This window comes from Aeribacillus sp. JST-2 (genome assembly GCF_056032925.1).
Map to the genome: position 1 here is coordinate 18,674 of NZ_JBVVUU010000031.1, position 11,329 is coordinate 30,002.

At 36.3% G+C, this 11,329-nt stretch carries 10 protein-coding genes; all 10 read left to right on the forward strand.

Features of this window, described 5'->3' with window-relative positions; genetic code table 11:
* The first annotated feature begins 423 nt into the window (after positions 1 to 423).
* The 10 genes from yhfZ (at position 424) to nagB (ending at position 10,412) form a co-directional block, all read left to right on the forward strand.
* A complete protein-coding gene (gene yhfZ, locus AC0KTX_RS13225) occupies positions 424 to 1,350 on the forward strand; it encodes a GntR family transcriptional regulator YhfZ (RefSeq protein ID WP_474252605.1) in 927 nt (308 codons plus the stop codon).
* A gap of 137 nt (positions 1,351 to 1,487) precedes the next feature.
* On the forward strand, positions 1,488 to 1,853 hold the full coding sequence (locus AC0KTX_RS13230) for a PRD domain-containing protein (RefSeq protein WP_474252606.1): 366 nt from the start codon (positions 1,488 to 1,490) through the stop codon (positions 1,851 to 1,853).
* A gap of 14 nt (positions 1,854 to 1,867) precedes the next feature.
* On the forward strand, positions 1,868 to 2,227 hold the full coding sequence (locus AC0KTX_RS13235) for a DUF2620 domain-containing protein (protein ID WP_063388786.1): 360 nt from the start codon (positions 1,868 to 1,870) through the stop codon (positions 2,225 to 2,227).
* A gap of 804 nt (positions 2,228 to 3,031) precedes the next feature.
* Complete coding sequence (locus tag AC0KTX_RS13240; protein WP_474252613.1) at positions 3,032 to 4,333, forward strand: YhfT family protein; 1,302 nt, start codon at positions 3,032 to 3,034, stop codon at positions 4,331 to 4,333.
* Positions 4,334 to 4,415: 82 nt separating this feature from the next.
* On the forward strand, positions 4,416 to 5,291 hold the full coding sequence (locus AC0KTX_RS13245; RefSeq protein WP_474252607.1) for a phosphotriesterase family protein: 876 nt from the start codon (positions 4,416 to 4,418) through the stop codon (positions 5,289 to 5,291).
* Between the two features lie 5 nt (positions 5,292 to 5,296).
* On the forward strand, positions 5,297 to 6,418 hold the full coding sequence (locus tag AC0KTX_RS13250; protein ID WP_474252608.1) for an aminotransferase class V-fold PLP-dependent enzyme: 1,122 nt from the start codon (positions 5,297 to 5,299) through the stop codon (positions 6,416 to 6,418).
* Between the two features lie 15 nt (positions 6,419 to 6,433).
* A complete protein-coding gene (locus AC0KTX_RS13255) occupies positions 6,434 to 7,681 on the forward strand; it encodes a phosphopentomutase (RefSeq protein ID WP_474252609.1) in 1,248 nt (415 codons plus the stop codon).
* The gene (locus tag AC0KTX_RS13260; protein WP_474252610.1) at positions 7,660 to 8,811 is read left to right on the forward strand and encodes a YhfX family PLP-dependent enzyme; all 1,152 of its coding nucleotides are present in this window, start codon (positions 7,660 to 7,662) and stop codon (positions 8,809 to 8,811) included. Before AC0KTX_RS13255 ends, AC0KTX_RS13260 begins: the two co-directional genes overlap by 22 nt.
* Positions 8,812 to 8,879: 68 nt before the next feature.
* Positions 8,880 to 9,623: an HAD family hydrolase gene (locus AC0KTX_RS13265; protein WP_474252611.1), complete on the forward strand. Its 744-nt coding sequence runs from the start codon at positions 8,880 to 8,882 to the stop codon at positions 9,621 to 9,623.
* A gap of 57 nt (positions 9,624 to 9,680) precedes the next feature.
* On the forward strand, positions 9,681 to 10,412 hold the full coding sequence (gene nagB, locus AC0KTX_RS13270) for a glucosamine-6-phosphate deaminase (RefSeq protein ID WP_474252612.1): 732 nt from the start codon (positions 9,681 to 9,683) through the stop codon (positions 10,410 to 10,412).
* Positions 10,413 to 11,329 lie beyond the last annotated feature (917 nt).

Here is an 11,329-nt window from a genome sequence, read left to right on the forward strand (position 1 = left end):
TGTCGTTCACAAAGTTCGTTTCCCATAAGATCTCATCCATCTTCTACGGGAAGGAGGGGAATTTGGAATACAGAATTCGCTTATCCTGCAAGTCCTTACTTTTTGAAAATGAGACACAATTTCTTAAAGGGTTATTGAAGAAGAAATATTGGCGTGATAATGTCAAAGGAAGAGTTTGGCCAGCTCCTTTTTTAAGGGAAAATAGATGCACGAATTTTCCCCTCAAATGGATGCCAACGAGCAGTGTAGTACATTTTACTTCAGCGGCACGATCACGATTTTGATAATATTGTTTGTAGTATTTATCTTTAAAGTCATTTTTAATGTCTGGCTATGTATAAAATACCTATTGCAAATCTAACTGAAATTGCTTATAATGTATTATACAAAATATAGTATATTGTTTTTTAAGGAAGATAGAGTATGTGGGAAAAATTTTATTCTAAAAATGGTTTAGCAGCAAAAAATATTGCCAAAGAATTGATAAAATTAAAAGTTGGCGATAAAATCCCCCGCATCTCGGACTACTGCGCCCAACTATCCATTGGCAGGGGGACTGTGCAAAGCGCATTAAATTTATTGGTGGAAATGAAAGCGATTAAATTGGAGGCCAGAGGCCATCTAGGCACGTATTTAATTAGAAAGGACAACAATTTATTGCTTGAGATTGCCGGCATTGCCCCTTTAATCGGCTCCATGCCGCTTCCATATTCAAGAAAATATGAAGGATTAGCGACAGGAATAGTGGAAGCATTTGAATCAACCGGAAAAACAATAAACTTAATTTATATGCGAGGCGGGTTGAATCGAATCGAAGCGGTTCGGACAAAGAGAAGTGATTTTGCAATAGTATCTAAGATGACAGCAGATAATATCATTTCAGAATATCCAAGTTTAAAAATTTTTAAGAAATTCGGGGCAAACAGTTATGTATCCGCGCATAAGATTTTCTTAGCTGATTCTAATGAGAATGTAACTAGGGATAGATTAAGAGTTGGTGTGGATATGGAGTCTCCAGATCAAAAGCAGCTGACATTTGCTGAATTTGAAAACAGGAATGTCGAATATGTCCATGTCAATTATATGCAGTTATTCGATATGCTTAATTCAAAACAAATTGATGTAGCTGTTTGGAATGTCGATGACAAAAGAATGAATCAAACATTTCAAGCAATCGATTTTCAATCAGCGAAAGCGAAGAAAATTTCTCGAGACACAACAGAAGCTGTTATTGTGATTGATGGTGATAGAGAACAAGAAATAGCAGAAAAGTGGGATTCAGTTGATATTCAAAAAATATTGGACATACAAAAAAGTGTTGAAAAGGGGGAAAAAATACCACGCTATTAAAACATTAATTTATCATTTACAGGATCCGAAAGTCATAAAGTATAAGACACTATTAAAACGTTTTCACACATGAAATAAAAAAATAAAAATTTTTAAAACAAAATACTAAATACAGTATATTGGAGGTTAAAGTAATAGTGAATAGCATTCAAGTGAAAGAAAAGTTAACGGTTTTACTAACAAATAGTGTGATTACACAAAAAGCTTTTCATGTAACTTTAAATACTTTTGATTTCTTATCAAAAAAATTCAAAAAGGAGGTAATAGACAACTCGGAAATGTTTTGGACACATATGTCAATGGCTTTAACTCGAATGGAAAGGGGTGAATGCGAAGATGGTCCTTCCAATACAATCATGAATGAAGTAAATGAGACGCCTTATAAAGAGGATATAGAAGAAATTATAAACCATATAAATTCACAGGTTGGCCAAGAACTCCCTGCAGGAGAGCGTGTCTATTTTTATCTGCATCTTCATCGAGTTATTGAATCAAATAAATAGGAGGGGTTTTTCCTATGGTGAGAATTGTAATAGGTGGACAGTTGAATAAACAAGCAATTGAAAAGCAAGTAAAAGAAATCGGAGGAAATAATGTAGAAGTTTCCGTTAAAAGTGATTTGGAAGCGGTTATGGCTGTCAAAAACAAAAAAGCTGACTATTATATTGGTGCCTGTGAAACCGGATCAGGTGGAGCGCTTGCAATGGCAATAGCATTATTAGGCAAAGATAAATGCGTTACTTTGGCATCTCCAAGTACCATAAAAACCAAGGAAGAAATAGAGAAGGAAGTGAATGATGGCAAAATTGCATTTGGATTTACGGCATCATCCTCAAAAAATATATTGAATATACTAATTCCTGCTTTATTAAAATAACTCAACTTTCGCAGTTTCATTTTGTTCTAAACATTTGATGGAATTCACTTCAATCTCTGTAAAAATGCAAAAGGTTTTTGGAACATGTGATTGGATAAAAAGAAAGACACCTTTTTCTTTTGGAGAAAATATGGGTGACGAAACTTTTAACAAAAGAAAAATGGTGTCACTTATAAGGTAATGAAAGAAGACTGCTTTACGCAGTTACCAAAAGAATTTTCTTAGTTAAATATATCATTTAAGAAAGGCTTATATCAAGAAATATGCAGGCTATTCCTGTTTGTAAACCGATTTTTCCCAGTATTTCAAAATAAAAATCAGCGAATCTGCGTAAAAAAGATACTATTTCACTAACATTCTTTTTGTCCGCAGTTCTGTGAACGAAGTAAATGGCTTGCACTTTTAAGTGCTGATACAGCCTTGCCCAAATCATCCGATATGAAGTATTTTTTAAATCCGTATCCCTTAAAACCTAGGCAAGCAGTTTCAAGGCCGCTTTTATGACAAGTTGATAATTAATACAATCACTGTTTTTACACGATTTTGATGGATGATATCGGAAGAAGATCCGTTGGCAAATTTTTTGATAGTTTTGCGAAGATGTGCGAGACAAGGATGACATCACCGTTTTACATACACTGATCGATCCTTTTCGAGCGCTTGCCAACGTGAAGTTTTTTGGATTGGGGCATTTTGGAAAATCAAATGAAGAAAAGGTTGGCATTTTCCACCTAAATATATCGGGCAATGTCTAACTATGTGCGAATGTTGAGTATAAAAAATGAATAACCAGAGGTGAGTAGAATGGATTTTAATTTCATTCAATGTATAGTCATAGTCGCTGTCGGTGCGTTAGGTTCTATTCTCGTCAATCGCGGGGTGGCGGTGTTTAATGACGGTCTGCGCCCCATTATGCCTGAATACCTTGAAAATCGAATGACAAGAGGAGAACTGGCTGCAACCAGTTTTGCATTGAGTTTTGGATTAATAGTCGGCTTCGGCATCCCTCTTTCTATAGGAGCTACGATTATTATTGGCCATAGTATTTTATTAGCGTGCGACATAATTGGCATTTGGACTCCAGATAATAAAATAGGAATGGTTACAGCCGGAGTTCTCGGTGCTGTTTATAGTATAGGAATAGTGTTAGGTTTGCAATTTGTCGTAGATTTATTTAACATGCTTCCAGTCAATTTCATAGATTCTTTAAGTCTTATTGGTAATCCGATTATTATTGCATTTACAGTATTTCCTGCTATTGCCGTTGGGTATCAGCACGGTTTAAAAAAAGCTGCTGTCACGGCGATTGTCACTTTAGCCTCCTTTTTGTTATTCGAAAAGTTTGGAACATTTAAAGTCGCAGGATACGATATTTCCCTTAGCCCTGAAGGAATGGCGTTATTAATAGGAATGTTAATGATGGTTTATTATGCCTCTAGAGTTAAAGGCGGAGAGGATACTACAAATGCCGATTTAGTGAATATTTTTAATGAACGTGTAAATCGAATTAAGAAGAATCGCTGGTTATTAGCTTTAATGGGTGGACTTGTTTCTTTAACATCTTCCATGTTGATTTTAGCAGTTGATGCCATGCCTCAAGCATTGATTAATAAAGGTCTTTATACAGAGGCAGCCATTGCTACATTTGCACGTGCGATCGGATTTATTCCTTTAGTTTTTTCAACTGCCATTGTAACGGGGGTTTATGGTTTAGCTGGTACGACATTAGTGTTTGCAGTCGGTCTTATTTTCAGAGATATACCGATTTTGGCATTTGTGTTGGGTGCTCTAGTCATGTACTTGGAGGTCATATCATTATCAGCAGTATCAAAAAGTATGGATAAATTGCCTGGCGTACGCGAGATGGGAGAGCATATTCGAACTTCATTAGCAGATGTTCTCGGGATTGCTATTTTAATCGGCAGTGCAATGGCAGCGGAAAAAATTGCTCCGGGAATCGGGTTCTTTTGGGTCATTGGATTTTATTTAATCAACCGAATGGCATCAAAACCGTTGGTTGAATTGGCTGTTGGGCCAATAGCGGTTATATTATTGGGGATCATCGTTAATCTTCTTTACGCAGTTGGTTTATGGCAGGTTGGTTAAATACAATGGCATCTCTCCAATCTCTTTTTGACAGATTGGAGGGATGTTCACTTGAAATCATTGAAAAAGGGGAAAGTATCAAATGTTGAAAAACGGAATTACCTATATGCATGAGCATACAACCATTGACCTTTCTGAAGTAAAAAATAATGAGGATTGCCGGTTGGATGTATTTCCTGAAACCGTGAAAGAATTTAAAAAATTATACGAAAAGGGTGTACGTAATATTATTGATGTAACCAATATCGGTATGGGAAGAAGCATTACATACGTCCAAAAGGTTGCGGAAGAAAGCGGGATTAATATTATTTTTGCTACTGGTTTCTATCAAGATTCTTTTTACCCGATTCAAGTATTTCGGGAAACAAAAGAAAAGCTGGCAGAAAGAATAATAAAGGAAATTGTTGAAGGAATCAAAGGAACAGATGCGAAAGCCGAAATTATTGGCGAAATTGGAACAAGTTATAACAAATGGACAGAAGCTGAGAAAAAAGTGTTTGAAGCAGTTGTCATCGCCCATAAAGAAACGAAAAAGCCAATTTCTACACATACTTCTATCGGAACGTTAGGACATGAGCAAGTGGAATTCTTTAAAAAGCATGAAGTAGATTTAAATCGAGTGGTCATAGGACATGTTGATTTAACAGGAGACGCCGATTATGTATTGAAAATGCTAAGAGAAGGGGTATATGTAGAATTTGACACAATAGGAAAAGAAAGTTATATGCCGGATCGCGTTCGAGCAGAAATGTTGAAAAAAATACAGGATAAAGGGTATATCGACAAAGTACTATTATCTATGGATATTACGAGAAAATCACATCTCGAATATAAAGGTGGATTAGGGTATTCCTATTTACTGGACACATTTGTGCCCCTTTTGCAATCATATGGGATTACAAGTGAATCAATCGATAAAATGTTGATTCATAACCCGCGTGCTTTTATGGAAGGGTAAGGTGAATGATCATGGAAACTTATCCGCTAAAGAGTATTTCTATTGAAGAAGCTAAGCGCAGACAGTTTAAGCTCGTTGATGTCATTACAAGGCATTTTCGCGGACATGAAATGCTTTCACTTGGTGATCTCGGTGTTGTAAGAGGCATGAATAAACCAAAATTCACAAAAAAAGTAGAAGAAACTTTGGCTGATTTCTTTGGCGTAGAGAAGGCATTATTGGTGCGCGGCGCGGGAACAGGGGCATTGAGGTTTGCTTTTATGAGTTTTTTGCAGCCGGGTGATCAGCTCCTTGTACATGATGCACCTATATATCCAACAAGCAAAACAACTTTAGAATCAATGGGGATAATGCCGATATATGCGGATTTTCACAATCATGAAGAAATCAAAAATGCAATCAGGCAAAATCCAAAACTAAAAGGCGCATTGATTCAGCATACTAGGCAAAAAATTGATGATCATTATGATTTGGCTGAAACAATAAAAATAATACGTTCGGCTGATCCTGCTCTAATTATTGTGACAGATGACAATTATGCTGCGATGAAAGTCGAAAATATTGGGGCGCAAGCCGGGGCGGATTTGTCCACCTTCTCAATGTTCAAACTATTAGGTCCAGAAGGTGTTGGAATCATTTTAGGCAAAAAAGATTTAATCAACAAAATAGAAAAAATGAATTATTCCGGGGGAAGCCAAGTTCAAGGCTACGAAGCTTTGGAAGCATTAAGAGGTCTTGTATATGCTCCCGTTATGCTGGCGATACAAGCAGGCGTGAATGATCAATTAGTTCATGCACTTAATAATGGAGCAGTTAAGGGTGTGAAAAGGGCCTATTTGGCCAATGCACAATCAAAAGTCTTGCTAGTGGAATTTACTGAACCAATCGCAGAAGAAGTGCTTTATCATGCCAATGAATTAGGGGCGGCACCCAATCCGGTCGGCGCCGAATCAAAATACGAAGTTGTGCCAATGTTTTATAGAATTTCCGGCACTTTCTTATCGTCAGATCCAACATTAGCCAAAAAAATGATACGTATTAATCCATTAAGAAGCGGCGTGGACACAATTTTAAGAATACTGGAGGAATCCATTCATCGGGCAACCGAAAACCATAAGCAAATATGAAAAGGGGGATCAAAAATGAATAAAAGAGTCATTATTATCATATTAGACAGCTTAGGTGTCGGTTATATGGAAGATGCCAAAGACTATCATCCTTTAGATGTCGGCGCCAATACTTTTTATCATATTATTGATGCAGTGCCATCATTGAAAATTCCAAACTTTGAAAGATTGGGCATCAATAAAATTTTACATCATCCGAAATTAAAAAATGTTGATAATATTGCCAGTTACGGTGTTTTGAACCTTATGCATCAAGGAGCAGACAGTTTTGAAGGGCATAATGAAATTATGGGAACAAAACCTAAAAAGGCGTATTTAGCTCCTTTTGTTGAAAATATGGATCATGTAAAACTTGCTCTTGAAAAAGAAGGCTATAAAGTAACGATCCCAAATCCTGAATTGCCGTATCTATTAGTCAATGATTTAGTCATCGTCGCCGATAATATCGAAACTGATTACGGCCAAATTTACAATGTAAGTGCTCCACTGGATTATATTCCGTTTGAAGAAGTTTTAAAAATAGGGCAATGTGTGCGCAAAAATGTTAGAGTCAATCGCGTGATTGTCCTTGGTGGCGAAAATGTAACACCCGAACACTTGCAACGATCAGTAGAAAGACGGGAAGATGGATTAGTAGGGGTGAATTCACCTAAATCAAATGTATACAAACAAGGGTATCAAGTACGTCATTTAGGTTTTGGCATCTCTCCTGAATTTCAGCTGCCAACATTGGCGAAAAAAAGCGGAATGGAAGTTTCTCTTATTGGAAAAATGCAGGATGTCATTTATTGTGAAGGCGCCAATAGATTTCCGGGTGTCGATACGGAACAAGTAATGAAGGATATTTTACATGAAATGGATAATGTAAAACATGGAGTCATTGCTGCAACAGTACAAGAAACAGATCTGGCCGGACATGCACAGAATCCAGCCCGTTATGCAGATCGTATTGAAGTGGTCGATAGATATTTGCCGGAAATACTGGAGAAAATGACAGAACAGGACCTGCTGATTATGAGTGCGGATCATGGGAATGATCCTACGATTGGCCATAATCAACATACAAGAGAGAAAACGTATCTGTTAGTTTACCATAAACAAATATCCCCCGTTAAAATTGGAGAAAGAAAAACACTATCAGATATCGCTGCCACTTCTGCAGAGTATCTTGGACTTAATAAAACTGAAAACGGAACTTCATTCCTTCAAATATTGCAAAAAGGGAAAGAGGAGACTGACGGATGTTTTTACAATCGACAATAATGCATAACAAAAAATTAATAGAAGCTGCATTGGACTTTCATCAGCAAGGAATCATCCCACCCAATACTTATGTAATAGATCTTGATACAGTAAAGAGGAATGCTAAAGTTTTATCTGAAAAAGCCAAAAAACAGGATATTGAACTATTTTTTATGACAAAACAATTTGGCCGCAATCCGTTGGCGGCGCAAGCTATTGTTGAATCCGGTATTGAGAAGGCAGTCGCCGTAGATCCATGGGAGGCCATGACTCTTAGTAAAAATGGCATTCAGATTGGCCATGTTGGACACCTCGTTCAAATACCTGTCCATATGATACCAACAATATTAAATCTTAATCCTGATTATGTTACAGTTTTTAGTTATGAAAATGCTCGAAATATAAGCAGAATTGCTCAACAGATGGGAAAAAAACAAAAAGTCTTTTTGCGCATTGCAAACAAAGACGATTATATATATAACGGTCAAGAAGGTGGATTCACATTTGAACAGTTAGTGAAAGATATTGAATCTATGGAAAAATTGGAAGGCATTGAAATAGCCGGTTTAACAAGTTTTCCTTGTATATTGATCCAAGACGATGTTCCAACCATTACCCCGAATGTCAAATCCATGCAGACTGCAAAATCGTATTTAATGGATAGAGGATATGAAAAGCTTGAGATGAATATGCCGAGTGCCACTTCTGCCGCAACAATGAAATTATTAAAGGAAAATGGTGCAACGCAAGGAGAACCCGGTCATGCATTAATTGGAACAACACCGCTGCATGCTTCACAAAACTTGGAAGAAAAACCGGCGATGGTATATGTATCGGAAGTATCCCATTTATATAATGATCATGCATATGTTTTTGGCGGCGGATTTTATCCGCGTTCACATATGAAGGAAGCATTAGTTGGAACAAATAGACAAAATCTAAAGCGGGTTCCTACAATTGATAATGTTCCGACTAATATTGATTATTACGGCTCATTGGCGACAGACGGAGTACGAGTGGGCGATACGGTCATATATGCCTTTCGCACACAAGTATTTGTTACAAATGCCCATGTCGCCGTCTTAAAGAATATTTCCGCCAACCCTGAACTTGTAGGAATTTATGATTCTATGGGGAATTTAATCGATTGATCCAATAAAAATGATCATTTTTACTGCAAGGGCATGGTTGTTAATGGAAATTTTGGAGGAGATTTTAAATGTATCGAGCGCTCTTTCTGGATATAGACGGGACAATTTTGAATTCTAAAAATCAGCTTGAAGATGAAACCATAGAATCTATTCATAAAGTGCAAAAGAAAGGGATTATCGTTGGTTTGGCTTCAGGCAGGTCTTTAGAAGCCTCAAAAATTTATGGTGATAAATTACAGTGTTCGCTTTATGTTGCTTATAACGGCAGCCTTGTATTTTTAAATAATAAGATCATTCATGATGTAAAAATATCATCAAAAGTTGCCTATGATCTTTGCAGCCAAACTGATAAACATGGCGGCAAGTATATTCACTTTTCGTACAGTACCTCACGATCTAATCAGCCTTTATATGAGGAACATTTACTGCCATTTGCAAAAAAGACAAATTTAGAGGATACAGATTGCGAAGCACACCGATTAACTTTATATATAAATTCTGAACAACGTAAAGTTCTTAAAGAGAAAGTGCTGGAGGATTATGTTTTTGAAGAAGGAGATCGACTCGAGGTATATCCAAAAGGTTCTAAATGGACCGGTATTCAATCAGCCATTAAACATTTTAATATATTGCCTGAAGAAGTGATTGCGATCGGTAATGGGATAAATGATGTCGAAATGTTGGAATCATCTGGATTAGGAATCGCGATGGGAAATGCAACTGATTATGTAAAAAGTAAAGCGAACATGATTGTTGAAGATAATGATCATTATGGAGTGGCAAGAGCACTAAGAACGATTTTTAAAATCTAACATATTTTATTTCAGATTAAGGATTTCCATAATGATTTTGTAGAAGGGTGAAATGACATGGAAATTATTAAAGTAAAAGATTATGAAGAAATGAGTGAGAAAGCAGCTAATATAGTCATAGAGCATATGAAAAGTTTGAAAAGACCAGTCATTGGTTTTGCAACAGGTTCAACTCCAATTGGTTTATATAATTGTTTGGTCAAAAAGTATCAGCAAAAGGAAGTTTCATTTAAAAATGCAACTACTTTTAATTTAGATGAATACGTTGGGCTTCCTAAAGAAAATAAGAATAGTTACCACTATTATATGCATGAAAATTTATTCCAACATATTGATATTCAACCTGAAAATGTTCATATTCCTAATGGAATGGCTGAAGATTTGGAACAAGAGTGTACGGCGTATGACAGACTAATTTCTAAAAATAAAATTGATATACAAATATTAGGACTGGGATTAAACGGCCATATTGGTTTTAATGAGCCAGGGACCAGCTTTAAAAGCAGAACGCATATTGTTAAACTGGATCAATCAACGCGAAAAGCAAATGCTAGATTCTTTCAGTCGATTGACGAAGTACCAACGGAAGCCATTACGATGGGAATTGAAACGATCATGGAAAGTAAGAAAATCTTGCTGCTTGTTTCTGGTAAAGAGAAAGCGGACGCCCTTGCAAGGCTATTGGGAACCAGCGATATTTCCGAGGAGTTTCCGGCTTCAATTTTAAGGCAGCATAACGATGTGACAGTGATCGCAGATGAAGAGGCCTTGAAAAAAATAAATGATTGATTATTTTTAAGCGCCTTTTACTGTGAAAATAAATTCATGAGTAGACTGCGCCTTTTGGTTTAAAACCAAGGCATAAGGGGAAAAAGTAATGAAAACCAGCTCCCGAAAAAATACGGTTTCATGCATAACCATTATGTTCGTGTCTAAAATAAATTCTTTGTAAGGCTATTTGTAAAATAAACAATGGAAAGCATTCATCGTCCAATAGCGATGAGTGCTTTTTTTTTCCTTTTCGAGCTATCGATGACAAATTTTTATCATGTTTTCGGTACTTTCCATGCTTTCAAACAGTCAAAAAATATGCCAATAAAGAAGATAGCAATTCCAAGAAAACCAAAACAGTCGAAGTTAGATCCAAACTCAACTTGTGCAAAAAGAAGTGTGGGGAAAGATTGCATATAACCGTGTTATTGTTTTGAATGATGAATATGACGTAGTGCTAAAACATCTTCGCTTGTATGGAAAAGGTTTAAAATGAATGGTCAGACGACCAAAATCGTTACAAAACATAACATTTTGTAAATAATTGTAAGAGACATAAAAGGAGTACTTAGCATAAAGTGGTATTTAAAGTCAACCTAGATCGATACGATAAGCTGTTAGTGTACGATGAAACAGATGATTAAACCTATTGTAAAGAATTAAAGCTGAGGGATTGTATTCCTGAGTACTATTCCAATTTGAAGCCAATACAGACGACAAGCTTTTTGTATAATCGTGATCTTGCTAGAATACATAGTAAAATTATAAAAGGGTTAGAATCCATTTTGCATTTCTTAGGAAAAACAATCGCAAAGTAACCCTGTTATCTAGCAATATCATCGTCATTAATTTTGCAATCGGATTAACCCCCGAGTTTTGGACATAGTTACTCTTAGTCTATCTTTTTCTTAAAATAGCTCTCTTTTTCTTGATTA

Coding starts and splice junctions, on each gene's coding strand:
- yhfZ (WP_474252605.1), top strand. CDS start 424: ATGTGGGAAAAATTTTATTCTAAAAATGGTTTAGCAGCAAAAAATATT.
- AC0KTX_RS13235 (WP_063388786.1), top strand. CDS start 1,868: ATGGTGAGAATTGTAATAGGTGGACAGTTGAATAAACAAGCAATTGAA.
- AC0KTX_RS13240 (WP_474252613.1), top strand. CDS start 3,032: ATGGATTTTAATTTCATTCAATGTATAGTCATAGTCGCTGTCGGTGCG.
- AC0KTX_RS13245 (WP_474252607.1), top strand. CDS start 4,416: ATGTTGAAAAACGGAATTACCTATATGCATGAGCATACAACCATTGAC.
- AC0KTX_RS13250 (WP_474252608.1), top strand. CDS start 5,297: ATGATCATGGAAACTTATCCGCTAAAGAGTATTTCTATTGAAGAAGCT.
- AC0KTX_RS13255 (WP_474252609.1), top strand. CDS start 6,434: ATGAATAAAAGAGTCATTATTATCATATTAGACAGCTTAGGTGTCGGT.
- AC0KTX_RS13260 (WP_474252610.1), top strand. CDS start 7,660: ATGTTTTTACAATCGACAATAATGCATAACAAAAAATTAATAGAAGCT.
- AC0KTX_RS13265 (WP_474252611.1), top strand. CDS start 8,880: ATGTATCGAGCGCTCTTTCTGGATATAGACGGGACAATTTTGAATTCT.
- nagB (WP_474252612.1), top strand. CDS start 9,681: ATGGAAATTATTAAAGTAAAAGATTATGAAGAAATGAGTGAGAAAGCA.